The 25417-nt window shown below is 64.2% G+C and carries 24 protein-coding genes and 1 pseudogene; 9 read left to right on the forward strand and 16 right to left on the reverse strand.

The window, feature by feature from the left end; genetic code table 11:
- Positions 1–30: 30 nt before the first annotated feature.
- From efp to JJE66_RS20105, 3 genes and pseudogenes are all read left to right on the forward strand, one after another.
- Positions 31–597: an elongation factor P gene (efp, locus tag JJE66_RS20095; RefSeq protein ID WP_200516249.1), complete on the forward strand. Its 567-nt coding sequence runs from the start codon at positions 31–33 to the stop codon at positions 595–597.
- A 25-nt stretch (positions 598–622) separates the two neighbouring features.
- The gene (locus tag JJE66_RS20100) at positions 623–2248 is read left to right on the forward strand and encodes a M23 family peptidase (protein WP_200516250.1); all 1626 of its coding nucleotides are present in this window, start codon (positions 623–625) and stop codon (positions 2246–2248) included.
- Between the two features lie 158 nt (positions 2249–2406).
- Positions 2407–3314 (forward strand): annotated as a pseudogene (locus JJE66_RS20105) (amino acid ABC transporter substrate-binding protein).
- A 51-nt stretch (positions 3315–3365) separates the two neighbouring features.
- On the opposite strand, the gene JJE66_RS20110 reads toward JJE66_RS20105, so the two are convergent.
- The gene (locus JJE66_RS20110; RefSeq protein WP_200516251.1) at positions 3366–3869 is read right to left on the reverse strand and encodes a cupin domain-containing protein; all 504 of its coding nucleotides are present in this window, start codon (positions 3867–3869) and stop codon (positions 3366–3368) included.
- Between the two features lie 21 nt (positions 3870–3890).
- Positions 3891–4370 carry a carboxymuconolactone decarboxylase family protein gene (locus JJE66_RS20115; protein WP_200516252.1) on the reverse strand — a complete coding sequence of 160 codons (480 nt, stop codon included), beginning with the start codon at positions 4368–4370 and terminating at the stop codon, positions 3891–3893.
- Between the two features lie 57 nt (positions 4371–4427).
- Here JJE66_RS20115 and JJE66_RS20120 point away from each other — a divergent pair, with 57 nt between their 5' ends.
- Complete coding sequence (locus JJE66_RS20120) at positions 4428–4949, forward strand: MarR family winged helix-turn-helix transcriptional regulator (RefSeq protein ID WP_200516253.1); 522 nt, start codon at positions 4428–4430, stop codon at positions 4947–4949.
- A gap of 18 nt (positions 4950–4967) precedes the next feature.
- On the opposite strand, the gene JJE66_RS20125 is transcribed toward JJE66_RS20120, so the two are convergent.
- The 3 genes from JJE66_RS20125 to JJE66_RS20135 all read right to left on the reverse strand — a co-directional run bounded on the left by JJE66_RS20125 (position 4968) and on the right by JJE66_RS20135 (position 5782).
- On the reverse strand, positions 4968–5150 hold the full coding sequence (locus JJE66_RS20125; RefSeq protein WP_200516254.1) for a hypothetical protein: 183 nt from the start codon (positions 5148–5150) through the stop codon (positions 4968–4970).
- 71 nt (positions 5151–5221) lie between these two features.
- Positions 5222–5473, reverse strand: coding sequence for a hypothetical protein (locus JJE66_RS20130; protein WP_200516255.1), 252 nt, complete (start codon positions 5471–5473; stop codon positions 5222–5224).
- A 60-nt stretch (positions 5474–5533) separates the two neighbouring features.
- A complete protein-coding gene (locus tag JJE66_RS20135; RefSeq protein WP_200516256.1) occupies positions 5534–5782 on the reverse strand; it encodes a hypothetical protein in 249 nt (82 codons plus the stop codon).
- 134 nt (positions 5783–5916) lie between these two features.
- Between JJE66_RS20135 and JJE66_RS20140 the strand changes: the two genes are divergently transcribed.
- Entirely contained in the window at positions 5917–7146 is a 1230-nt protein-coding gene (locus tag JJE66_RS20140) for a lytic murein transglycosylase (RefSeq protein ID WP_200516257.1), read from the forward strand.
- Positions 7147–7152: 6 nt separating this feature from the next.
- On the opposite strand, the gene JJE66_RS20145 is transcribed toward JJE66_RS20140, so the two are convergent.
- The 3 genes from JJE66_RS20145 to recJ form a co-directional block, all read right to left on the reverse strand.
- The gene (locus JJE66_RS20145) at positions 7153–7950 is read right to left on the reverse strand and encodes an aldolase (RefSeq protein ID WP_200516258.1); all 798 of its coding nucleotides are present in this window, start codon (positions 7948–7950) and stop codon (positions 7153–7155) included.
- Between the two features lie 97 nt (positions 7951–8047).
- Positions 8048–8857 (reverse strand): SDR family NAD(P)-dependent oxidoreductase, encoded by an 810-nt coding sequence (locus tag JJE66_RS20150; RefSeq protein WP_200516259.1) that lies wholly within the window; start codon positions 8855–8857, stop codon positions 8048–8050.
- A 48-nt stretch (positions 8858–8905) separates the two neighbouring features.
- On the reverse strand, positions 8906–10747 hold the full coding sequence (gene recJ / locus JJE66_RS20155; RefSeq protein WP_200516260.1) for a single-stranded-DNA-specific exonuclease RecJ: 1842 nt from the start codon (positions 10745–10747) through the stop codon (positions 8906–8908).
- Between the two features lie 284 nt (positions 10748–11031).
- Between recJ and JJE66_RS20160 the strand changes: the two genes are divergently transcribed.
- Positions 11032–12108, forward strand: a complete 1077-nt coding sequence (locus tag JJE66_RS20160) for a methyl-accepting chemotaxis protein (protein ID WP_200516261.1) — start codon at positions 11032–11034, stop codon at positions 12106–12108.
- Positions 12109–12315: 207 nt separating this feature from the next.
- Here the strand turns inward: JJE66_RS20160 and JJE66_RS20165 are convergent, their stop codons facing one another.
- Entirely contained in the window at positions 12316–13302 is a 987-nt protein-coding gene (locus JJE66_RS20165) for a helix-turn-helix domain-containing protein (RefSeq protein ID WP_200516262.1), read from the reverse strand.
- Between the two features lie 499 nt (positions 13303–13801).
- On the opposite strand from JJE66_RS20165, the gene JJE66_RS20170 reads away from it, so the two are divergent.
- Together JJE66_RS20170 and JJE66_RS20175 are read left to right on the forward strand one after the other, a co-directional pair.
- Entirely contained in the window at positions 13802–14815 is a 1014-nt protein-coding gene (locus tag JJE66_RS20170) for a formylglycine-generating enzyme family protein (RefSeq protein WP_200516263.1), read from the forward strand.
- A gap of 104 nt (positions 14816–14919) precedes the next feature.
- Positions 14920–17025, forward strand: a complete 2106-nt coding sequence (locus JJE66_RS20175; RefSeq protein WP_200516264.1) for a cache domain-containing protein — start codon at positions 14920–14922, stop codon at positions 17023–17025.
- 95 nt (positions 17026–17120) lie between these two features.
- Here JJE66_RS20175 and JJE66_RS20180 read toward each other — a convergent pair whose 3' ends face one another.
- The 7 genes from JJE66_RS20180 to JJE66_RS20210 form a co-directional block, all read right to left on the reverse strand.
- The gene (locus tag JJE66_RS20180) at positions 17121–18131 is read right to left on the reverse strand and encodes a L,D-transpeptidase family protein (RefSeq protein ID WP_246756471.1); all 1011 of its coding nucleotides are present in this window, start codon (positions 18129–18131) and stop codon (positions 17121–17123) included.
- Positions 18132–18224: 93 nt separating this feature from the next.
- Complete coding sequence (locus tag JJE66_RS20185; protein ID WP_200516266.1) at positions 18225–19229, reverse strand: 4-hydroxythreonine-4-phosphate dehydrogenase PdxA; 1005 nt, start codon at positions 19227–19229, stop codon at positions 18225–18227.
- A gap of 4 nt (positions 19230–19233) precedes the next feature.
- On the reverse strand, positions 19234–20763 hold the full coding sequence (locus tag JJE66_RS20190; protein ID WP_200516267.1) for a tripartite tricarboxylate transporter permease: 1530 nt from the start codon (positions 20761–20763) through the stop codon (positions 19234–19236).
- 11 nt (positions 20764–20774) lie between these two features.
- On the reverse strand, positions 20775–21257 hold the full coding sequence (locus tag JJE66_RS20195) for a tripartite tricarboxylate transporter TctB family protein (protein ID WP_200516268.1): 483 nt from the start codon (positions 21255–21257) through the stop codon (positions 20775–20777).
- Positions 21258–21510: 253 nt separating this feature from the next.
- Positions 21511–22503: a tripartite tricarboxylate transporter substrate binding protein gene (locus JJE66_RS20200; protein WP_200516269.1), complete on the reverse strand. Its 993-nt coding sequence runs from the start codon at positions 22501–22503 to the stop codon at positions 21511–21513.
- A 56-nt stretch (positions 22504–22559) separates the two neighbouring features.
- A complete protein-coding gene (locus JJE66_RS20205) occupies positions 22560–23819 on the reverse strand; it encodes a CaiB/BaiF CoA-transferase family protein (protein WP_200516270.1) in 1260 nt (419 codons plus the stop codon).
- A 10-nt stretch (positions 23820–23829) separates the two neighbouring features.
- Positions 23830–24624 carry an enoyl-CoA hydratase/isomerase family protein gene (locus JJE66_RS20210; protein ID WP_200516271.1) on the reverse strand — a complete coding sequence of 265 codons (795 nt, stop codon included), beginning with the start codon at positions 24622–24624 and terminating at the stop codon, positions 23830–23832.
- A 114-nt stretch (positions 24625–24738) separates the two neighbouring features.
- Here JJE66_RS20210 and JJE66_RS20215 point away from each other — a divergent pair, with 114 nt between their 5' ends.
- On the forward strand, positions 24739–25404 hold the full coding sequence (locus tag JJE66_RS20215; protein ID WP_200516272.1) for a GntR family transcriptional regulator: 666 nt from the start codon (positions 24739–24741) through the stop codon (positions 25402–25404).
- The last annotated feature ends 13 nt before the right edge of the window (positions 25405–25417 follow it).

Here is a 25417-nt window from a genome sequence, read left to right on the forward strand (position 1 = left end):
AGCCGGGCCAAGCAAGCAGGAAATACAGCTTTGAGAGTCATCGCCAGTTCTATTCGCAAGGGCAACGTGATCGAGCAAGACGGCAAGCTCTATGTCGTCGTGACCGCCGAGAACATTCATCCCGGCAAGGGCACGCCGGTCAGCCAGATCGAAATGCGCCGAATCTCGGACGGGGTAAAGATCTCCGAGCGCTACAAGACCACCGACCAGGTCGAGAAGGCCACGATCGAAGAGCGCAACTTCACCTTCCTCTATGAAGATGGTGACGGCTTCCACTTTATGAACCCAGAAACCTATGATCAGGTCCAGGTGTCCAAAGACGTTATCGGCGACGCGGCCGCCTATCTCCAGGAGAGCATGACGGTCAAATTGTCGACGCACGACGTCAACGTGGTGTCGATCGCGTTGCCACAGCGCGTGACGCTGGAAGTGGTCGAGACCGAGCCGGTGACCAAGGGCCAGACCGCCTCCTCCTCCTACAAGCCCGCGATTCTCTCGAACGGCGTGCGCACCACCGTGCCGCCGCACATCGCCGTCGGCACCCGCATCGTGGTCATGACCGAGGACGGCTCCTACTCCGAGCGCGCCAAGGACTAAGCAAAGGATCGAGGAAGCGGAACTGGTGGCGCCGGGGGGCGAGACAGTGGGTAGGAAGACTTTCCGCTTCGTCTCGCTACTTCTGGCGTCGCTGTCGCTCCTCAGCGCACCTCCGCTCGCTGCGGATGAATTCCGCAGCCCCTCGCTCTCGGCCCTGCGCGTCGACTGGCGCGCAGCGCTCGGCCAGCTCCGCACCGAGATCAATAGTCGGCCTCGGATCGCAGGCGATTTCATTTTCGCGCCGCGCCGTTCGGTGCCGCGCTTCGATCCGCGCGCGATGCCGGCACTGGTTCAGCTCAATGCGGTCTCCTCGCAATTCTTCACTGGCATCGCCCGCAGCTCCGTTCCCGTGCTGCTGCCGTTCGATGCCGCCGCCTATCTCGAGGCGCAGCGCAGTGGCGCGCCGGGCACACCGCTCGCGCTGTCGCGCTACCAGGCCGATTTCGATCCCGTCGACGTGTTCGACGCCGGCCCCGCCGGCTATAGCGCGGGCTTTTCATTAGAACCCGGCGCCGGCGACGGCATGCCGACCCGCGTCTTCGCGAAACCGGTCGAAATTCAAATCACGGGATCGGCCCTGGTCTACGACATTGCCGACCCCGCCGGCGGCAAGGGTGAGCCGGTCAAGCCGTTGGCAACAATCTATCCGGATTTGCGCAGGTTCATCCGCGAAGGCTATGTGCGCTACGCCTTCACGCGCTTCGGTGTCGCCTATGTGGTGTCGATCCAGTGCCTGGACAGCGTCGCAAAACCGCGACGTCTTGCCTGCAAGGAAGCTTATCCCGTTGCCGAGCGCTTCCTGAAGGCGCTGCACATCGCCGGCGGCCTGCGCACGCGGCCGCTGATGGACGTCGCCTCCGACGTGATCGATCGTCCCGCCGCGCGTTCGGCGGATTTCAGCTACCGGCCGAGCGGCGACATCATCCCGAACACCGGTTATCGCAGACAGGGCGGCCATCCCGATGCGATGGCCTATGCGCAGATCCGCTTTCCGCTCGAACGGGCGCCAGCCTTCGTGCATTCGCAATCCTACGCCAAGCGCGACAAGGACGACGGCCCGACCGCCTATCCCTGGCGCGACAATTTCTGCGAGTCACGCAGCTTCGAGGTCTGGCAATGCGGCGGCGGCTATGGCCATCAGGGCGAGGACATTCGCGCCGCCGGCTGCCCCTCGCCGGCTGACGGCCGCGCGCCCTGCGATCCCAAGCAGCGCAGCGTCGTTGCCGCGCGCGATGCCGTGGTGATCAGAGCCCCCAAGGACCAGGCCGCGACGCTCGAGGTCAACAGCCGGACCGAGCACATCCGCTTCCGCTACATGCACATGAACCCGGAGGCGATGAACGCCAACGGAGTGCTCAACGGCCGTATCGTCACCGAAGGCGAGAAAATTGGCGTGATCTCGAACTATCTCGACCATCCTGCCGGCACGTCGATGCACTTGCATTTCGACGTTCAGCTGTTCACCCGCGACGGCTGGATCTGGGTCAGCCCCTACGTCACGCTGGTCTCGGCCTATGAGCGTCTGATCCACGCCCGCGGCCGCGAGATCGGCCCGGAGATCGCGGGCACCCCGCAGCCGGTCGCACACGCACTGCCCGAAGATGTGATCAAGCCAGATCCGCGCGAGGGATCGAGCAGCGAAGAGAACTGACGCGCGGCTCCACGCGACCGCCGTGTTTTGATGACGCGCCAATGACAGCGCAGCAGGCTTGGCCGGACCGTCTTCCGGACCCGTTCCGCATGACTTGACCTTCTCTGGCCCCAGAATTGCTTGGCTCCCCGCAGCCAAACAGGATGAAGGGGAAGCTCATGCGTTGTCTCACCACGGCGGCCATTCTCGCCGTCGCATTCGCCGTGCCGGTTCATGCGGAGGAATTAAGCGGCACGCTGAAGAAGATCAAGGACACCGGCGCGATCACCCTCGGGATACGCGACAGTGCCGTACCCTTCAGCTACATCGACGACAAGCAGAAGATCGTCGGCTACGCCGTCGACATCTGCATGAAGATCGTCGACGAGATCAAGGCCGAGCTCAAGCTGGACAAGCTCGAGGTCAACGAGAACATCGTCACGTCCTCCACCCGCATTCCGCTGATGGCGAACGGCACCGTGGATCTCGAATGCGGCTCGACGACCAACAACGCCGATCGGCAGAAGCAGGTGTGGTTCACCAACACGCATTTCCTGACGGCAAGCCGCTTCTTGTCCAAGAAGGCGCTGAAGCTCGACCAAGTCGACGATCTCAAAGGTAAGGCCGTCGTCTCGGTCTCGGGCACGACCAACATCACCCAGCTCAACAAGGCCAACGCGGCCCGCTCGCTCGGCATCACCGTGATGAATGCCAAGGACGTCCCCGAAGCATTCCTGATGGTCGAGACCGACCGCGCGCAGGCCTTCGTCATGGACGACATCCAGCTCGCGGCCATGATTACTTCCTCAAAGGATTCGTCGCTTTACGCGATAGCACCGGCGCATTTTCCGATCCGGAGCCTTATGGCATCATGCTGCGCAAGGACGGCGCGCCCTTTAAGGCCGTGGTCGATCGGGCAACTGCAAGGCTCTACAAGAGCCCCGAGATCGAGAAAATCTACAGCAAATGGTTCATGGAGCCGGTGCCGCCGCGCGGCCCCAACTTCCAGGTGCCAATGCCGGCCTCGCTGAAGAGATCCTTCGAGCATCCGTCGGACAATCCCGATCCCGCGTCCTACGGGGGATGACGCAATTCACGATGTAGCCCGGATCTAGCCTCCGCTCACCCGGGCTACAAGTCACTCCAGATAAGTCGTCAGCTGGGCGCCCTCGTCGGCCACGAACACGGCGATCAGTTCGGCAGGCTCGGTGGTGCTGGCGTTGGCCGAGACCAGATGTGTCGCACCCGGCGGCTCGAAGAAGGATTGGCCGACGCCGAACGTCTCGACCGGGCCGCCGCCGAGCTGGGAACGGATCTCGCCCTTGGTAATATAGGCCGTCACCGAGCCGGCATGCCGATGGGGCCGCGAGAATCCGCCCGGACCATAGAACACGCGCACGATGGTCACGCGTCTGCCCGGCACGTTGGGCAATGCGTAGGAACCGATTGGCTCGACCTTATCGAGCGGCGAGCTCTCCGCGGCCGTGGCGCAGAGCGGGGCGAGTGCGCCTGATACGGTGTCCATCATCACCGGCAGCACCTTGCCGATCGCGAGCGCGCAGGCAAGCCCGCCGGCAACAGCCAGCGCCATTGAGCGCACCGGCATCTGGCGCTGCGTGGTGGCCAAACTGATGCCAATCATGACAACCTCCCCTCGTCAAAATCAGGATGCCGCGGCATTCGCCGCGACCGGCCGCTTCGCCGGCGTCCAGCGAAAGGCAGCGCCAAATCGGTTCCAGACGTTGATCGAAGCAATTGCCGACGTCAGGTACATCAGCTCGGTCTCGGAGAATTCGCGCTGCACCTCGTCATAGACTTCGTCGCCGAAGCCGTCGGGCAGCAGGGTCAGTGCCTCGGCCCAGGCCAGCGCTGCACGCTCGCGCGCCGAGTAGATCGGCGCTTCGCGCCAGACCGCGACCAGATGGAGCTTGTCCGCGGGCACGCCGAGCCGCTCCGAGAGAAGAACGTGATGCTGAACACAGAAGGCGCAGCCGTTGATCTGCGAGGCTCGCAGCTTGACCAGCTCGAGCAGCTGCTTGTCGAGGCTGGCCTTGGCCGCGACCTGGCCGAGCGCCAGAACCAGATCATACGCGTCCGGCGCAATCTTCTTGAAATCCTCGTATTCACTACGGGCGTGTGACATTGCCGCTCACCTCGTGCTATTATAAGGGTGCTTATATATTATAAGAGCACTTATACTATGCGCAAGTCGGCCAACGTCACGAAATCGAAACCGCGGCAGAAGGTGTCGAGGGAGGAGGCTACGGTACACCTGCCCTCCCCCGGTGAAGGCAAGCGCGGTGAGCAAGGCTACCTCGGCTATCTCCTGCGCCAGGCCCACGCCGCGGTCCGGCTGAAAATGGAACGCACGCTGGCCGATCTCGGCGTGACCTCGCCGCAATTCGCCGTGCTCACCATGCTGAACGCCTATCCGGGCCTGTCCGGTGCCGATGTCGCCCGCCTCACCTTCCTGACACCGCAAACCGTCGGCGTGATCATCCGCAACCTCGAACGCGACGGCGCAATTGTGATGACGCCGCATCCCGTTCACGGTCGCATCCAGCAATGGACGCTGACGCCGCGCGGGGCAAAGCTGCTGAAAGCTTGCAGGGAACGCGTGATTGAATTGGAGAAGAGACTGGCCGGAGGCCTTGATGCCAAGGCGGAAACAACCATTCGCCGCTGGCTCGCCAACGTCGCGACGGAGTTGCAGGAGGACTAGGCGAGCCTAGTCGCCGCCTCATCCGTCACTCCCGTCACCGCCACCATCGCACCCTCCGAAATCAGCGAAATCGCCGCCTGCGGCGCCGTCACCATGAATGCCGCGGCCAAAGTTCTCGGCAAGGATCATCAGGACCACGACCGATAGCCCCGCGCCGAAGGGCCAGGGATTGGCTCGGATGATGTCGAACAGCTCGCGCATGCCCACATTCTGCCCAGACAGAAGCAAAGCGATGCGCTCAAAAACGGGAGTATTCGTCCTGGCGCAGCAACCTACTTGCCCTTCAACACTTTTTTGACTTCGCCGTCGGGCCAGATCTCGCCTGCCGCGATCACGCGGACGCGACTTTGGTCCGTACCATTGATCAGGACGTGCGAACTCATCCGGTCGCCGCTCGGCTCCGGATGCAAATCAGTTTCAGGTTTCCAGCTCAGCGTCGCGGCGAGGTCGCCGGGGAAAATCCGCCAGCACGATCCATCATCGAGTTCGACGACATGGCTTTCCGCATGCGCGCGTATCTTCATTCCACCCCGAAAGCTCGTTGAAGAAGACGGGCCCCGGCGATCCGCCGGGGCTCCGCTCCGTCAATCGTTGTCGTGATGAATCACGGTCTTGCTGCGATTGCCGAATTCATCTTCCTTCTTGATCACCGTCTTGCGGTCAGCAGGCTCGCGCTCCTTGATGACCGTGGTGCGGTTACGATCGCGGTATTCGGGGGCCTGGCCGACCGTCACCCCGGCTCCAACCGGACCGACGTGAACACCGACTTCATCCGCGAACGCAGGGGCTGCGATCGCAGTGACCATGGCGGCGGCAAACAGATACTTCCTCATTGTGTCCTCCTCGATTGTATCGGGAGAGAATGCCTGGGTGCGACACTTTGTTCCGGGGAACGAGACGTCCAAGCCTGTTCCCCTTGTTCCAGGGACCGACTCACAGGAGCCATGTTTCCCGCTACAATGCACGCATGAAACAAGCTGATTCCTCGGCCTATTGCACCCGCCGCGCCCTCCTCCGGTCCACGCTCGGCGCAGCCGCCCTGCTGACGCTGCCAGCGCCCGTACTCGCCTCACCTCCCGGCTTCGATGAATGGCGCGAGGGTTTTCGCGCGCGTGCAATGGCCAAGGGCATCTCGGCCGCGACCTGGCAGCGCGCGATGACACGTGTCGAGCCCGACATGAGCGTGTTCAAGCAGATGCGCAACCAGCCCGAATTCCACGAGCAGGTCTGGCAATACATCAACCGCCGCGTCTCCGACTGGCGCATCATCAACGGCAAGATCGCGCTGAAGAACAACGAGGCGCTGTTCGCACGCATCGAGCGCGATTTCGGCGTCGAGCGCGGCACGCTGCTGGCTTTGTGGGGCGTGGAGTCCGCTTACGGTGATCCGCTGGTGCAGCAGAACCACATGACGCCGGTGTTTCCCTCGCTGGCCGCACTCGCCTGGAACGAGCCACGGCGCAAAGCCTATTGGGAGGCCGAGCTTATTAACGCCCTGCGGATCGTGGATAAGGGCTGGAGCACGCCGGAACAGATGAAGGGATCGTGGGCCGGCGCGATGGGGCATTCGCAATGGATGCCGGAGGTCTGGCTCAATGTCGGCATCGACTATGACGGCGACGGCAAGGTCTCGCCGTTCGGCAAGCCCGACGACGCGCTGGGCTCGACCGCAAAATATCTCGTCAATCGCGGCAAATGGCACCGCGGCGAGCATTGGGGCTACGAGGTGCGCACGTCCGGCGAGATGAGCGGTAGCCGGACCTATGCGGCGTGGCAGGCGGCCGGCGTCACCCGCGCCGACGGCCAGCCCTTTCCGCAACCGAACGCCTCCGCGCAAATGTGGACGCCCGTCACGGGCGGACCGACATTCCTGCTCGGACCGAATTTCAATGCCGTGAAGAGCTACAATCCTTCGATGAACTATGCACTCGCGATCTGTCATCTCGGCGACCGCTGCTTAGGCGCCCCACCCTTCATTCAGCCCTTCCCCGGCTCCGAGCGCGTGCTGACGCTCGCCGAGGTGCAGGAGATGCAGACGCGCCTGACGAAAGCCGGTTTCGACACCGGCGGCACCGATGGCCGCGTCGGCAACGACACGATGAAGGCCATCAAGGATTTTCAGCAGCGCGCCGGGATCACCCCCGCCGATGGTTATGGCGGCCTGAAGGTGCTGGCAAAACTGCGGCAGGGATCGTAGACGGCCTCAGTGCCGGTACTGCGGCTCTTCCGCATCGAGCTGACGGCGGATCGCGGCGAGATGCAATCGCGCGGACTCGGAATCGCCTTCGCGCATCTGCCTGTAGGTTTCGGCCGCAATCGCAGGATCGACTGGCAGCACCTTGCGTCCCGTCGACATCGCCAGCGCCTGCACTTCCGCGGCGCGTTCGAGGTAGTAGAGATCGTCCCAGGCGTCTGCAATCGTCGGGGCCAGCACCATCACGCCGTGATGCTTCATGAAGACGATGTCGGCATTGCCCACGGCCGACGCAATGCGTGCGCCTTCGCGGTTGTCGAGCGCGAGGCCGTTGTAGTCGCGGTCGATGGCCGTGCGGCCGTAGAATTTCAGCGCGGTCTGGCCGGCCCAGATCAGGGGATCCCCTTCGGTCATCGACAATGCCGTGGCATAGGGCATGTGGGTGTGGAACGCGACCTTCGCGCGCGGCAGGCGCTTGTGCATCTCAGCATGAATGTAGAACGCGGTCGCCTCGGGTTCGCCGTCGCCGTCGAGCACGTGACCGTGAAAATCGCAGATCAGCAACTTTGACGCGCTCAGCTCGCGGAAGGCGTAACCGTAAGGGTTGACCAGGAAGAGGTCGTCATGGCCGGGCACGACGGCCGAGAAGTGGTTGCAAATACCCTCCTCAAAGCCATTGCGCGCCGCCATGCGGAAGCAGGCGGCGAGATCCTCGCGCGCGGTGCGGATCGCATCGGTGGCGAGGTCCGGCCGGTTCGAGCGGACCGGCGCAGGTGTGGACGAGGCAGCGTGAAGGCCGTGTGCCATAGCGAAGGAAAACCTCTTTCGGTCGGGATCTGCGCGCGTTGTATAGGGCGGAGGCCTGCGCGTCAGCCCCTGCGGCCGCCACTCTGCCCTGCACGTCTCACGCCCGCCGCGCCACCCCGCCGGCATTCATGCCGCCGTCGATGACGAGCTCGCTGCCGGTAACGTAGCGCGAAGCATCTGAGGCCAGATACAGCACGCCGGAGGCGATTTCCGCAGCCTGGCCTGCGCGGCCGAGCGGCGTTGCGATCTTGGCCCGCTCCTCCGGGTCGATCGGCGCATTCTGGCCTGCGCCGGTCGCACCCGTCGGGATCTTGCCCCAGATCGGCGTGTCGATGATGCCGGGATGGACCGAATTGACTCGGATGCCGTCGCCGGCCGCCGCGCACTCCATCGCGATCGATTTCGCGAACAGCCGCACGCCGCCCTTGGTGGCCGAATAGGCCGACAGGCCGGGTGCGCCGCGCAGGCCCGCCAGCGACGACATCATGACGATCGAGCCGCCGCCGTGCTTGCGCATGAGCGGCAGGCAATGCTTGACCGAAAGAAACACGCCCTCGAGGTTGATCGCATTCTGCTTGCGCCAGTCAGAGAGCGTCATGTCGACGATGGAAGGTACGGTAATGCCGATGCCGGCATTGGAGACCATGATGTCGAGCCGGCCGTAGCGCTTCGCGATCTCGGCTGTGATCTCGAGCCAGCGTTCCTCGCGGGTGACGTCCTGCTCAAGAAAGATCGCCTTGCCGCCGGCCCTGGTGATGCGCTTGACGAGCTCCGGGCCGCGCAGCTCGTCGATGTCGGTGGCGATGACTGTCGCGCCTTCGCGTGCGAACAGCTCGACGATCGCCTCGCCAATGCCGGACGCGCCGCCCGTCACCAGTGCGACCTTGCCCTCAACCTGCCCTGCCATGTTCACTCCCGTTCTTTTTTGTTGTTTGAGGTTTGCTGTTTGACGCCGCTATCTAATCAGGGCGGGCCCCTGGTCCGGTAGTGCGACGTCGATGACGCGAAACTGCACGCGCTCGGCGCCCTGATAGCGATCGACCGACATGGAGCCCGCGACATGCAGTTGCTGGCCGCGATTGGCCACCAATGCATTTCCGAGTTTCTGACCGATCGAACGGAACGCGATGCCGTTGACGATGGCACCGTCGCCGGATTTGAAACGCAGCCGCAGATGCGCCTGTCCGACCTCGTCGGCAAAGACGAGCTGATGCGCCGGCAGCGCCAGCACGGGCTCCGGATTACCGCTGCCGAACGGACCCGCGCGATTAAGCGTGGTTGCAAGCTCGGTCGTCACTGCACGTGCCGAGATCGCACCGTCGATATAGAGCTCGTTGACATGGCGCGCCTCGGCGACATCGCGCGCCAGCGCGTTTTCGAGATGGGCGCGGAATTCAGCGAGCTTCTCTTTCCGCAGCGTCACGCCGGCAGCCATCGCGTGGCCGCCGCCCTTGAGCAGAATGCCGTCGGCGACCGCCTGTCGCACCGCCTTGCCGAGATCGACGCCCGTAATCGAGCGGCCCGAGCCGGTGCCGATGCCGCCGGGCTCGAGCGCAATCGCGAAAGCTGGCCGCGAAAACTTCTCCTTCAGGCGGGAGGCGACGAGGCCGACAACGCCGGGATGCCAGCCTTCGGAGGCCGTGACGATGACGCCGAGCTTGTCCTCCAGCCCGATCGAGGCGAGCGCTTCGGCCTCGGCCTGCGCCTCCGCGGCCTGCTCGATGACGCGACGCTCGCTGTTGAGGCGGTCGAGCTCGGCCGCGATCCGCGCGGCTTCGACGCTGTCGCCTTCCAGCAAGAGCCGTACGCCGAGATCGGCGCGGCCGATACGGCCGCCGGCATTGACGCGCGGCCCGAGCATAAAGCCGAGATGCCAGGCCTCCGGCGGGCCATTGAGCCGCGCCACGTCCATCAGTGCGGTGTGGCCGACATGATCGCGGCGCCGCATCGCGATCAGCCCTTTGGCGACGAAGGCGCGGTTGAGGCCAATCAACGGCGCGACGTCCGCGACCGTGCCGAGCGCGACGTGATGCAGCATGCCGAGCAGATCTGGCTCGGGCATCTCCGCCGTCCAGAAGCCGCGCTGACGCAGTTCGCGATTGACCGCGACCAGCGTGACCAGCACCAGGCCGACGGCGGCGAGATGGCCGAGGCCAGAGAGATCGTCGAGCCGGTTCGGATTGACCAGTGCGTCGACCTCCGGCAGCTCCGTACCGGCCTGATGGTGGTCGATCACGACGACGGACTGGCCTAACCGTTTCGCCTCCGCCAGTGGCTCGATGCTGGTGGTGCCGCAATCGACGGTCACGAGCAGCGTGGCGCCCTTTGCCGCAAGCCCACGCACGGCTTCGACGTTGGGGCCATACCCCTCGAAAATGCGGTCGGGAATGTGGATCAGCGGATCGAGCCCGCAATGGCGCAGGTGCCAGGCGAGCAGCGCCGCCGAGGTGGCACCGTCGACGTCGTAATCGCCGAAGATCGCGACGGTCTCGCCCTTCACTGCTGCGTCGGCGATGCGCTTCGACGCGGCTTCCATCTCCGTCACGGTGAACGGGTCCGGCAGCAGTTGTCGGATGGTCGGATCGAGGAAGTCGGCGACAGCGTCGATGTCGACACCGCGCCCCGCCAGCACCCGCGCCAGCAACTCCGGCAGCTGATGACGCTGCACGATGGCGAGCGCCTTGGCCGCGCCGCGCGCGTCCAGCCGATCGCGCCAGAGGTTGTCCGTGAGCGAGCGCGTCACGCCCAGGAAGGCCTGGGGCATTTCGACGGGCAAGGCGGTGGCGGGCGGCGTCATGACAAGAAGCTGGCTGTTGGGAACTCGGGACCCGGACAATTACGGATGTCCGGTCGCTGGCTGAAAGAGATTGGCCGGCAATCCCCGGCGATTTGCAACGGCCGGGCCGCACAAAGCGGTGGATGGCCGCCTGACTGGCGGGAGTGACTACCATTTGGGCATTCCGCCGAACAGCAAATTAAGCAGGCGTTAGGTTGAATCCTAGAAAAAGACTCGTATTCGATCTGTAAGTGATTGTTCCGGGTTCGTTGCAGATCAGGCCTCATTGCCAAGGGAAGTCCCCGATGTCTGCTGCGCTGGGTCTGAAAACCAAGCCGACCACCGCCGAACCCGCCGACGACGATTCCGATATCTCCGCCCTGATCAATCGTCTGACCGCGGAGGTCAACCAGATCGCGGTCGACAAGACCAAGTCGATCCAGCAGATCACCAACCAGATGAAGATGCTGGCGCTGAACGCGCTGATCGAGAGCTCGCGTGCCGGCGCGCAAGGCGCGGGCTTCGCGGTGGTGGCGCAGGAAGTCCGCGCCGTCGGCCAGCAAGTCGAGACCATCGCCCGCGAGCTCGAAAGCCAGTTGACGAAGCGCACCGGCGATCTCGTCTCGTCGATCGATCGCATGAGCCAGCGCTCGCGCGGCGAGCGCATGATGGACTTGTCCTTGAACGCGATCGAGCTGATCGACCGCAACCTCTATGAGCGCACCTGCGACGTGCGCTGGTGGGCGACCGATTCCGCCGTGGTCGATTGCGCGGCCTCGCCTGCTCAGGCGGCGGTCACATACGCTTCAGAACGGCTCGACGTCATCCTCGGCGCCTATACCGTCTATCTCGACCTCTGGCTCTGCGACCTCGACGGCAACGTCATCGCCAATGGCCGTGCCGACCGCTTTCGCGTCGTCGGCCAGAACGTCGCCCACACCAAATGGTTTCGCGAGGCGAAAACCCTGCGCTCCGGCGACGACTATGTTGCCGGCGACATCGAGAGCCAGCCGCTGCTCGGCAATGCCCACGTCGCAACCTATTGCGCCAGCGTCCGCGCCGGCGGCCAGGCCAACGGCGCCCCGGTCGGCGTGCTCGCCATCCATTTCGACTGGGAGCCGCAGGCACGTGCGATCGTGCAAGGCGTGCGCGTCGGCGACATGGACAAGGCCCGCGTGCTGCTGGTCGACTCGCATTTCCGCGTCATTGCCGCCTCCGACGGCCAGGGCATCCTCAGCGAGCGCGTTTCGCTGTCGCTCAATGGCCAGCGCTCCGGCTGCTACCGGGACCGCTCCGGCACGATGATCGCGTTCCATGCGACGCCGGGCTACGAGACCTATCGGGGGCTCGGCTGGTACGGTGTCATCGTTTGCGCGGCCTGAGGCTCGAGCCGGTCTGCCCGTTCGAACCCAAACCTTGAAAACAACCCCATGCACAGTAGCAGGGGGGTTGTCTTCATGATGCTTGTCGTTTTCGATCTGGCGGGACGAAAAGCAAGCCCGCGATTTTCGCGTATTGCCGTTTGACACGTCGGGCAAAACACCGGCATTCTGCGATGATGGCGTCGTTCGCAAGCGAGGCGCAGAGCGCTAGGCTCCGACGATATCGTCCCCGGCAGTCTGAATGGATGCGATTCCGAGCGTCTGCGACGGACGCTCACCGAACATCGCAAGATAGTATTGCGAGAACCGGCCGAGCTCGTAGAAGCCCTGCTGCATGGCGACGGCTGCCACGGTCGTCGATCCGGGCGCGCTCTGGTGCAGGATGGAATGAACGGCGCACAGCCGCTTGTGCCGGAGGAAGCTGGCCGGACCGAGGCTGAACACCTCCTGAAAGGCGCGATGAAGAGTACGTCGCGACACGCCCATTGCCGCGCAGATCTCCGACACATGCACCGGGCGGGTGCCGGCTTCGTCGAGATATTCCTCGACCCTGCGGATCAGCCGCCTTGCGGAGGGCAGCCAGCCATTGTCGTCGGGCGGTAGCGACGACATGACGTTGGCCGCCATGCATTCGACGATCGATCGTTTCCAGAAATCGGCGGTGGATGGTGTCAACCCGCCGCTGTGCGTGCACAGATGCGACATGATCCGGACCAGACGGCGTGATGCAATCGCCCCGGTCTCCAGATCTGCCCGGAAATGGCCGCGAATACGCCAAGTGTCGGGGTCGCTCAGCCTCGCCTCGCCGCCAAACAGCGAGGTGACCTCGTCGAGGTCGAAGCGCATGGCAGCATAAGCGGAGCCGCCGTGAAACACGCCATCATGCTCGAGCAGCGGCGGAATGACGAGCACGTCGTTGAGCTGCATGTCGAACGACCAGTGAGCAACGCGATCCTCGGCCGTGAGCAGCATCCCGATGATCAGCTTGTCGTCGCTAGCGACACGCTGCGTGCGCATGCCGACGTTGAAGGTGCCTATGCTGAGCGAGAACTCGCCGATGCCAATGTGCGACAACGTCCCGCGCAACCGCCCACGGCCGAGCTGCATCACGTCGACATGCGAGCCGTGAACGGCTCGGTGAAGACCTTCAAAACCGTCCAGCTTTCGCGAATCAACCAGAAGGAATTGCCCCATGGTTGTACCCTGTTACTGAAGCGCGACAATTCTACGGCAGCCAGCAACGAAATACCACCACAACGCGAGATGGGTGCGATCAGCGGACTTCGCGTTTTAGGCAAATCATGGCCGAATTTGACGCGAAGTTTGCGCTTGATCGCACTGCGGATCGAGGAGTTTGCGAGATAGCGCGTTAGGTCTTACCCGCCAGTTCTGCGTACTGGCACAAACTGCACATCACAGTCGGTCGATCTTCGGATACCTTTGCAACCTCAGCGATATCGATCAAACGCGCTCTGCGGATGGCAGAGCGCACGCGGCAAGTGTTGCTGCGTGCTCGAAAGCGTGCGCGCAAAGGAAAGAGATGTTGACGCAATGCGGCGTCGTCTTCTCGCCAAAGCGCCAAAAAGAGGGGACCAGACAATGCATCCAACGTGCAAGGCAATGTGCCGTCGTCGAGATCAACCAAAGCCTGCGTCATAGCAACAGGTGGAACGCGCGTATCGGAGTTTCCATCATGTTGCGGGCGGATATGGATCACTGCGAGTGGTTGCCGGATGATGTGAAGACCGGCGAGATGGTCTTCATTCCCGGCGGTACTTTTCGCATGGGATCCGACCATCATTATCCGGAAGAAGCGCCGAGCCACCGCGTCTCGGTCGACGGCTTCTGGATTGATCGCACGCCGGTCACGAACCGGCAGTTTAAGCAATTCGTCAGCGCGACCGGTCATGTCACCGAAGCGCAGATCGTTCCCGACCCGAACGACTATCCGGGCGCACTAAAGGAGATGCTCTACGCGGGATCACTGGTGTTCTCGCCGCTGCCGCGCATCAACGATCTCACCGACTGGAGTCAGTGGTGGTCCTTCATGCGCGGCGCCAGCTGGCGCCATCCCTACGGCCCCGGCAGCAACATCGGGGGTCTCGACGACCACCCGGTCGTGCACGTCTCCTATAGCGATGCGGCGGCCTATGCCGGCTGGGCCGGCAAGGATTTGCCGACGGAAGCCGAGTGGGAGTTCGCCGCGCGCGGCGGCCTTGAGGCCGAGGAGTTCGCCTGGGGCGATGCGCTGATGCCGGGCGGAAAGCACATGGCCAACATCTGGCAGGGAAACTTTCCTGTCCAGAATCTCGGCGAGGATGGGTACGAGCGTACCTCGCCGGTCATGGCCTTCCCGCCGAACGGCTACGGCCTCCACGACATGATCGGCAATGTCTGGGAGTGGACTTCCGACTGGTGGTCAGCCCGGCACGCGGCTGACGCCGCAAAGCCCTGCTGCATTCCGAACAATCCCCGCGGCGGCCGCGAGGAGGCGAGCTACGACGCGCGCCAGCCGGACATCAAAATTCCGCGCAAGGTCCTGAAGGGCGGCTCGCATCTCTGCGCACCCAATTACTGCCGCCGCTACCGTCCCGCCGCGCGCCATGCCGAGCCGGTCGATACCTCGACCAGCCATGTCGGCTTCCGCTGCGTTGTACGCATGCCTCTCGTCATTCACCGCGAACAAGAAGGATCTGCTGCAACATAGGGAAGAACACCTGGCTGACCTTCGCGATCTCGCCCGCGGCGCCGGAACCGGCGTCCACGAGGCCGATCGTTCGAAAGTATTGGCGGAGGCATCACGCAGCCCCGATGACCGGAGAGAGAACCAGCAAGCGCGCATTTCGCATCGCCTTCCAGACATCGATCATCACTGTGTTCGTAAGCGTGGTGCTGCTCGTCGGCCTGACCCTGGTCTATCTCAGCTTCGCGCGGGTGACTGTCATCACCAGAACAGCGGCGAGAAGCTTCATCGAGAAGGTCGCGCAGTTGGGCGCCGACCACGTCGACGAGCAGTTCAAGAACGTCCGCGACAATCTCGACATCCTGTCCGGCCTGCCGTCGATTCAGGAAGCCGATATCGCGGATAATGCGCGGCTCTACAGCCTGATGGCGGCGATGCTGCGCAACAACAAGCGGCTGTTCAATCTCTATGTCGGCTACGAAGACGGCTCATTCATCGAGATGGACGTGATCGACCGCGCCAAGCCGGCGTTCAGGGCGAGCCTGATGATCGATCAGGATGCGGCCTTCCGGCTGGTCGTGATCTCGCGAACGGCCAGGGCCGCGCCGGTCACGCAATATCTGTCCGAAAATCTCATCCAGGTGGCGGAGGTCGCGGGACCCGCCGGCTATGACCCGCGGCAGCGGCCCTGGTATGTCGAGGCGTTCAAGAACGACAAGACGCTGCTGACGGGCCCTTACGTCTTCTACGCCACGGGCGAACCCGGCTACACGCTCCGGACGCCCCTGAAGGAGGGACGCCGCGGTGTCGTCGCCGGCGACGTGCTGCTGAACCGGTTCGAGGACATGCTGGCGCAGCAGAAGCTCGGCCAATCGGGGCTTGCCTTCCTGTTCAACGATGCCGATCGCATCGTCGGCCATCCCGAGATGAACCGCCTGATGGCGGAGATCCCGGAGCGGCAGGACGATCTGCCGCAACTCGGCGCGCTCAAGCTGCCCGCATTGGTGCCAATCATCCGGTCCTGGCGCGACGGCGGGCCGGCCCAGCAATTCTTCGACGATGCCGCGGGCCGGACCTATATCGCGGCGGTCCACCGTCTCGATACGGCCGGCTCGGCCAATGTCCGGCTGGCGATGATCGCGCCGCTCGACGAATTCTACGCCCGCATCATCAGCGAGCGGCGGACATTGTTCGCGCTGGCGTTGGCCTTCGTCGGCGCCACGCTGCCGTTCGCGTTCTGGCTGGGATCGTTGATGGCGCAGCCGCTGCGCAAGCTCGTCGAGGAGACCGACGCGATCCAGCGGTTCGAGATTGCGGAGCGTCCGCGCATTCATTCTGTCATCGCCGAGATCGAGGAGCTCGGGCGCTCGGTCTTCACCATGCGCAGCCTGGTTCGCAGCTTTGCAAACTTCATCCCGCGCCCGATCGTTCGGCAGCTGATCGAGACCGGCTCGTCGCTCCGCCTCGGCGGCAGCAGGCGCGAAGTCACGGTGCTGTTCACGGATGTCGCCGACTTCACCGCTAAGACCGAGCGCGCCGACCCGTCACAGGTGATGATCTACACCTCGCGCTATTTCGCGGCGCTCTCGGACCAGATCATGCGGCACCAGGGCACGGTCGACAAATATATCGGCGATGCCGTGATGGCGCTCTGGAATGCGCCGGTGGATGATCCCGACCACACCCTCAACGCCTGCCACGCAGTTCTCGCATGTCTCGCGGCGAACCAAGCCCTGAACCAGGAGTTCCGGCGCGAGGGCTGGCCGCCCTACGACACGCGCTACGGCCTGCATGTCGGCGATGCCGTGATCGGCAATGTCGGCTCCAGCCACCGGATGAACTACACCGCGCTCGGCGCCGCCGTAAATCTCGCATCGCGGCTCGAGGGCCTCAACAAGAACTACGGCACGTGCGTGCTGGTCAGCGCCGCCGTGCGCGCACGTGTCGGCCACAACTTCCTGTTCCGCAGCGTCGACAGCATCACCCCGAAGGGATTTGCCGAGCCGATCGAGGTCAGCGAACTGCGCGGCGAGCTTGCACTCGCCAGCGAGACCGAGATTGTCATGTGCCAACGCTGGGACGATGTTTTTGCATCAATTGCGCGGAATGGCGCTGCCGAGACCACCCTGGTCCGGCTTTCCGGCTTCCTGCACGACTATCCCAAGGACGGCATTGCAGAATTTCACGCCCGGCGTTTTCGCGCGGCGGCCCGGAATACGGGAGCTGCGGCATGAGCCTCCGCCGTCAGCCGCCGGCGATTGCTGCGTGGCGGCGCTCGGGGTCAACAAGCCGGCCTCGGCGCAATCGGCCTTCGCGACCGGCGCGTGCATCATCCGCCGCCCTCCACGAACGTGACCGGCGTCCCTTTCGCGACGCTGGCTGCGACGCGTTCGGCATCCCAATTGGTGAGACGCACGCAGCCGTGCGATTGTCCCTTGGAGATATTTTGCGGCGACGGCGTGCCATGGATGCCATAGCCGTCGGCGGACAGGTTGATCCACATCGTGCCGACTGGATTGTTCGGGCCGGGCCTGATCTTGAAGGGTTTTCGGGAATGTACGCCCTTGAAGTGATAAGCGGGATTGTAGCGGTAGGTTGGATTGGGATCGATCTCGGTGACCTTCAGCGTGCCCGAGGGCGATGGCTTCTCCTCGCTTCCGACGCTCGCCGGATAGAAGCCGATCAGCGCATTCGACTTGTCGAACAATTTTACGGTTTGCCGCGCCTTGTCGATCTCCACCCTGTCGGCCTTGGCAGGCGCGGCGTTTCCGCCGTTGCTCGTGTCGACGACAGCGATGGACTCGCCGGCGTGGTCGAAATGGCGTCCGGGATTGAGCGCCGCCAGCAGCTGTTCGCTCATGTGAAATTTCTCGGCCAGCGCTTCGCGCGGACTGGTGTAGCCGAGTTTCGGGATGTCCTTCATGTTCTCCATCTTGGCTGGAAGCTTGTGCAAAAACGGGCCCGCGACGTCCTTGTCGGTGATGGTATAGGTCGCCGTCAGCGGCCGACCGTCCGCCTGCAGAGCCTTCCAGGCATCATCCGTCAGCTCATCCGAACTCGGCAATTGCCGTGCTTCCGCGTAGGCGCGCAGCGCTTTCTTTGCGTTCTCCCCGAATTTGCCGTCGATCTCGCCCGGCGAGAAGTGGGCCCTGTCCAGCAGGACCTGCAGACGCACGCCTGCCGGGGTCGACTTCTCCTTTGACAGGGTCTTCTTCGAAGGCTCGGCGGAAGCGATCGCGGCCGCGTCCATTCCGGCAGCGAGCGCTGGTGCGGCCGTCAATGCGAAGAACGCGACGGCGAAGACGATTCTCACCGCCGCGCGTGGCACCTGCTCGGCCATGTTCCAGCTCCGACGTGGAGACATTCGTCGGGAAGCAACTCGGCTCCACGGCGGAAGTTTCCAGTTTTTCCTGACAGGGCGCGCCGGTCCAGGTCAGCCCACCCGCCGCCCGGCCATTTCCGCCGCAAGCAGCACCGCGGCACGAGTGGCACCGGTCGACGCGACGCCTTGGCCTGCGATGTCGTAGGCGGTGCCGTGTGCGGGCGTGCAGATCGGGAACGGGAAGCCGCCGAGCAAGGTGACGCCGCGATCGAACCCCATCAGCTTCATCGCGATCTGGCCCTGGTCGTGATACATTGTCAGCACCGCATCGAAGGCGCCGGCCTTGGCGCGCAGAAATACCGTGTCGGCGGGAAACGGGCCCTCCACGGCAATTCCGTCACGCTGGCCGGCCGCGACCACGGGCGCGATGACATCGATCTCCTCGCGGCCGAAATTGCCGCCGTCGCCGGCGTGCGGATTGAGGCCCGCGACCGCAATGCGCGGCCGCGCATAGCCGGCGTTGCGCATGCAGGCATCGGTCAGCGTGAGCGCGCGATGGATCCGCTCGCTGGACAGCTTTGCCGCGACGTCCTTGAGCGGGATGTGCGAAGTGACCCGTGCATTCCAGAGCTCGCCCAGCACGTTGAATTCGCTGGCCGGCGTCTTGAGGCCGGCGACCTCCGCGGAGAACGCGATCTCGTCGTCATAGTCGGCGCGGGCATACCGCATCGCCTGCTTGTTGAACGGCGTGAAGCAAACGGCATCGACGCGGCCATCGCGAGCGAGCTCGAGCGCGTGGCGGTAATTCGTCAGGGCGAATTGTCCGCCGGCCAGGGTCGCGGTCTTCGGCTCGACCTCCTTGGGATCGAGATGGCCGTGATCGACGAACAGGGCGTCGCCCTTCGCCGCGCGAAAGTCGGCGCCCTGCTGTACCCTCGTCAGCTCCGGCGCGACACCGGCGACGCGTGCGCCTTCGTCGAAGATGCGGCGGTCGCCGATCACGACGAGCCGGGCATGATTGCGGATCTCATCCAGCGCCACGAGCTTTGCGGTCAGCTCCGGGCTGATGCCGGCAGGATCTCCCATCGCCAGCGCAATCAGCGGCTTTGCGGTCATATGATCACCTTTCCTGGGCTGTCGTCTCAGTGGCAGGGGATGCAGGCTTATGAAATAGCCGCGCGAGCTGCAACACCAGCGGAAGCAGGAGCAGCGCGATGCCGGCCACCACCAGGGACGTCACCAGCTTGTTCGCAAAGAAGATCCCGAGTGATCCCTTGGACATCAGCATCGACTGCCGGAACGCATCCTCGGCCTTGTCGCCGATGACGATCGCAAGCACCAGCGGCGCCAGGGGGTAGAACAGCTTCTTGAAGAGATAGCCGACGATGCCGAAGCCGAGCATCATCACCACGTCGAGATAGGAGTTCGACACCGAATAGGCGCCGACGACGCAGATGATCACGATCAGCGGCGCGATGATCACGAAGGGAATCCGCATCAGAGCGGCAAACACCGGAACGGTGAGCAACACCAGGGCAACGGCGACGATATTGCCGACATACATCGAGGCGATCAGACCCCACACGAAGTCCTTCTGGTCGACGAACAGCATCGGCCCGGGATTGAGGCCCCAGATCATCAGCCCGCCCATCATCACCGCCGCGGTGGCCGAGCCGGGAATGCCGAGCGAGAGCATCGGCAGCAGCGCACTGGTGCCGGCGGCATGATCTGCTGTCTCGGGCGAAATGATGCCTTCGACCTCGCCGGTGCCGAAATAGCGGCCGCGACGCGAGAAGCGCCGCGCGATGCCGTAGCTCATGAAGGATGCCGCTGTCGGGCCACCGGGCGTGATCCCCATCCAGCAACCGATTGCGGCGCTGCGCAACAGTGCAACCCCGTGACGCGGCAGCTGGCCGACCGCGCGAAATACCTCGCGCCAATCGATCTTCGAGGACACAGCGCGGGCATGGAACTCCTCCTCGACCGCGACCAGCAGCTCGCCGATGCCGAACAGGCCCATCACCGCGACGACGAAGTTCACGCCCTTCACCAGCTCATCGATGCCCATGGTGAGGCGGACGCTGCCGGAGACCGTGTCGATGCCGATGGCGGCGATCGCAAAACCGATCGCGAGCGCCACCACGGTCTTGATCGGCGCGGAGCCGCCCATGCCGACGAAGCTGGCAAAGGCGAGGAAATAGACCGCGAAATATTCCGCCGGCCCGAAGGCGAGCGCGACCTGCGCCACCCATGACGCCAGGAACGTGATCAGGATGACGCCGACCAGCGCGCCGAACGCGGCCGAGCCGAAGGCGGTGGCGAGCGCCGTGGTCGGCCGGCCATCGCGCGCCATCGGGTAACCGTCGAAGGTGGTGGCAACCGAGGACGGCTCACCCGGGATATTGAACAGGATCGAGGTCACCGAGCCCCCGAACAACGCGCCCCAATACATGCTGGAAAGCAGGATGATCGCCGACACCGGCTGCATGCCGAAAGTGAGCGGCAGCAGCAGCGACACCCCGTTCGGCGCACCCAGCCCCGGCAGCACGCCGACGAGAATGCCGAGCAGCACGCCGACGACCATCAGCACCAGATGCGGCACGGTGACCGCGATGGTGAAGCCGTGCAGGAGCTCCGAGAAATTGTCCATTGGCCCCTCCCTCAGTACCCGAGGGCGGCGGCGAGCGCGCCATGTGGCAACGACACCTGGAACATGCGCTCGAACACGACATAGAGCGCCAGCGCCGTTGCTGCTGCCATCACCGCCGAACGCACCGCGGATTGATGCCGGGGGATCGCGAGCACCGCGAAGACGTAAACCGCCGAGGCGAGATACATTCCAAGCAGCGGGATCGCTGCGACGAAAATCGCGGCGGGCACGAACAGGCCCGCCAGCCGCCGCAGCTCGATGGACGTGATCGCGACCGGAACGCTCGCCAGCGTCGCGGCCGGCACGACGCCGCGCGCCAGATTGTACAGGCTACCAGTGATGATGACGATGCCGGTCAGAAACGGGAATGTGCCGGAATCCACGCCCGCGCTCGACCAGCCGATGCCGTTGTCCAGGCTCTGGACCACCACCGCAACACCAAAACTGCCGGTGAGGATGGCAGTCGCAAGTTCGAGCGCGCGTCGCGATATCATCGAAGGCTCCAGTCAGGAGTCGAATGACGGCCAGTCGTATATGACGCACGCACCTTCCCTGCGGTTAGGCGTCGTCCCGGCGAAGGCCGGGACCCATAACCACAGGGAGGAGTTTGACGAAGACTTGGAGTTAGGTCCACCTCGGTACGATGACCAGCACTCCTCGATGGATCACGCGGTAGGGGTCCCGGCCCCCCGTGCGCAAAGTGCGCACTAGGCCGGGACGACGGAGGAGCTTGAGGGGATTCCCGCCTCACTTGACGAGCCAGCCCTGCTCGCTTGCAACCTGTTTGAGGTGCTCGAGATCCTCCTTGATGAACTTGTCGAGATCGGCACCGGTGAGAAACGTGTCGATCTGGGAGCTCTTCTCGATGTAATCCTTCCATTCCGGCGTCGCCTGCACCTTCTTCATGAGGTCGACATAGTAGGCGGCCTGGTCCGGCGTGACCTTGCCGGGCAGCCACACCGTGCGTGGCTGCTCATATTGCTTGATGTCGAGGCCCTGCTCGGCGCAGGTCGGAACGTCGCTCCAGCCTTCGGTCGCGGTGATCTTGGGCCCTTGCGGCAGCCGCTTCGGGCTGAAAGCGCAGAGCGGACGCTGGGTCCCGCCGCGCCATTGCCCGAGGCTCTCGCTGGGATTGTTGACGTGGGAATCGATGTGCCCACCGGCGAGCTGCACGGCGGCCTCGGCGCCGCTCTTGAAGGGAATGTAGGTCAGCTTCACATGACCGGCCTTCTCGATCATGCGCGTCAACACCTCGTCGGTGTCCTTGGACTGCGCGCCGCCCATCTTGAAGTCACCCGTTGCGGCCGCCTTCAGATAATCGCCCGCGGTCTTGTAGGGCGCGTCCTGCTTGACCCAAAGCAGGAATTCATCCTGCGCCATGGCTGCGATCGGGGTGAGATCGGTGTAGTTGAAGGCGACCCTGGAGACGAGCGGCTGCTGCCAGGCATTCGAGGTACCGAAGATCACCTTGTAGGGATCGCCGGCGGAGGCCTTGCCGTAGACATAGCCTTCCGCGCCGCTGCCGCCGCCCTTGTTAACGACGACGATCGGCTGGTCAGTCAGCTTGTACTTGGTGATGATGTTCTGCACCGCGCGGGCGATGTTGTCGGTGCCGCCGCCGGGCCCAGCCGTTGCCACGAACTCGATCGGCTTCTGCGGCTGCCAGGCTGCGAGCACTGGCCCAGTGCCGGCGACCACGACCGCGGCCGCGGAAAGCAGAAATATCGACGTCCCACGCATGATGTCCTCCCGATGATTTTGTTGTGTTGTTGTTTTTGGTCGTATCGACGTTGCGCTCAGGCGACGGGTTCCTCGCGCCTCCCCGTGGCCGAAACGATTGCGCCTTCTTTTTCGAGCGCTTCGATCTGCTTTTGGTCGAACCCGTGCTCGGCCAGCACCTCGCGCGTATGCTCGCCATAGACGGGCGCGCCGGACACGACCTTGCCCGGCGTCTCCGAGAATTTGACCGGCAGCCCGATCGTCTTGACCGGGCCGAGCGTGGAATGCTCGACCTCGACGACCATTTCGCGCGCCAGCGTCTGCGGATCGCTGAGCGCCTCCAGCATGTCGTGTACGGGGCCGCATGGCACGCCCTTCTCGTCCAGCGCAGCGAGCCAGTGCGTGCGAGTTTGGGTGCGGAAGCGCGCGCTCAAGACAGCTTCGAGCTCCTTCAGATGCGCCATACGGTCGGCGCCGGTGACGAAGCGCGGATCGGAGGCCAAGTCGCTCGCGCCGAGCGCTTCCAGCATCAGCAGCCAATGCTTCTTGTTGGCGCCGCCGACCACGAGCCAGCCGTCGGAGGCTTCAAAAGCCTGATACGGCGCGTTGAGCGGGTGCGCCGAGCCCATCGCGCGCGGCGCGGTGCCCGCGGCGAGCGCGATCGTCGACTGCCAATAGGTCTGCACCAAAGCGGCCTCGAAGAGCGAGGTCTCGACCCACTGCCCCTCGCCGGTCTTGAGGCGATGCGTGTAGGCCGCAAGGATTCCCATGCTCGCGAGCAGGCCCGCGGTGATGTCGGACAGCGGCGGGCCGCACTTCACCGGCGGACCGTCAGGTCGCTCGCCCGTAAAGCTCATGATGCCGCTCATCGCTTGCGCGACGAGGTCAAAACCGCGACGGTGCTTGTAGGGGCCGGTGCGGCCAAAACCCGACAGCGAGCAGTAGATCAGCGCCGGGAACTTGTCATGCAACGCTTCGTAGCCGAAGCCCAGGCGCTCCATGGCGCCCGGGGCAAAATTCTCGACCAGCACGTCGGCATCCGCGATCAGCCGGCGCAGCACCTGCTTGCCGCCGTCGGTCTTCAGATCCAGCACGATGCCGCGCTTGTTGCGGTTCATCATCAGGAACGACGCCGCCTCATCGCCGATCTTCGGCGGCACCGAATGACGGGTGTCATCGCCGTTCGGCGATTTCTCGATCTTGATGACATCGGCGCCCATGTCGGCGAGCATCAAGGTGCAGGTCGGCCCGGCCATGACGTGGGTGAGGTCGATGACCTTGAGACCGGCGAGCGGGCCTGCGCGGCGTGACGTGGATTGCGATCGATCGCTCTGCATCGGGGGCGTCCTACTGACCGCGCCACTGCGGCGCGCGCTTGTTGAGGAAAGCATCGAGCCCTTCGCGAAAATCCTGGCTCGTGTAGCACATCAGGATGAGGTCTTCGCCCTCGTCCCGCGTCAGCCGCCTTTGCAGGCGGGCCACCGCCTGTTTGGTCGCGTTCAGCGTCAACGGCGCATGGCTGGCCAGGAGCCGGGCAACCTCGTCGGCACGCCGGTCGAGCGCAGCAATATCCTCGACGACCTCGCCGAGCAGCCCGATTCCTGCGGCCTCCGCGGCATCGACGAGCCGCGCGGTGAAGATCAAATCCTTGACGCGCGCAGCGCCGATCAGCGCGGTGAGACGGCTGACATTGGACATCGACAGGCAATTGCCGAGGGTGCGGGCGATGGGAAATCCGATCCTGGCGCTTCTGGTGCCGATGCGCAGGTCGCAGGCGGCGGCAATGCCCGCCCCGCCGCCGGTGCAGAAGCCGTTGATCGCCGCGATCGTCGGCACCCGGCATTGTTCGAGCGTGGTCAGCACCCGGTCGATGCGGTTCTCGTAGTCGATGGAATCCTGCGGCGTCTTGAAGTCGCGGAACTGGTTGATATCGGTGCCGGAGGCAAAGGCCTTGTCGCCGGCCCCGCGCAGCACCAGCACCTTGATGGAGCTGTCGTCGTTGGCCTGCTCGCAAATGGCGGCGAGCCGCTCGTACATGGCAAACATGAAGGCGTTACGCGCCTGCGGACGGTTGAAGGTGATCCGCCCGATGCCGTCCTTGCATTCAAAAACGAGGTCGTCCGCCGCTACGTCCTGGTCCATTTCCTCGATCCCACCCTTTTTGTATTTTTGAATGCAAAATTTGGGATTTTCAAGATATAATTACCTAACTTTCGTCTATTGGATCATTTTTGCATTCAAAACCGGAGTTATCCCATGCTGCATGAAGAGGTCGTCGGCCGCATCCGCGACATTCTGCTCGACGGCGAGATTCCGCCCGGCGCGCGGATTCCCGAGCGCGAGCTGTGCGAGCGGCTCGACATCTCACGCACGCCGCTGCGCGAAGCGCTCAAGGTGCTGGCTGCCGAGGGGCTCGTGCAGCTTCTCCCCCATCGCGGCTCGCGCGCGGCAAAGCTGACCGACAAGGACATGCGCGACCTGTTCGAGGTCTGTCAGGGCCTCGAAGCGCTGGCGGGCGAGCTCGCCTGCGAGCGCATCACCGATGCCGAGATCGGCGCGATCGCCGCCGCGCATGCGGAGATGGTGCGGCATTATCGCGAGGGCGATTTGATCCAGTATTATCGCGGCAATCGCGCCATTCACGAGGGCATCGTCACCGCGGCCGGAAACCCCGTGCTCGCGGGGCTCTACGCGTCCGTGACCGCGCGCATCCGCCGCGCCCGCTACGTCACGCCGATGACGCCGCAGCGCTGGGCCTTGGCCGTGACGGAGCACGAGGCGATCCTGAACGCGCTCCAGCGCCGCGACGGTGTCGGCCTCTCCCACATCCTGCGCGCGCATCTGCGACACAAGCGCGAAGAGGTTTTGCAGGCGGGATTTGCGGAGGCGGAGACGAGCGAGCTTGCGCTAAAGATCGCGTGAGGCCGCTTACCTC

This window comes from Bradyrhizobium diazoefficiens (assembly GCF_016612535.1).
Classification (GTDB): domain Bacteria; phylum Pseudomonadota; class Alphaproteobacteria; order Rhizobiales; family Xanthobacteraceae; genus Bradyrhizobium; species Bradyrhizobium diazoefficiens_C.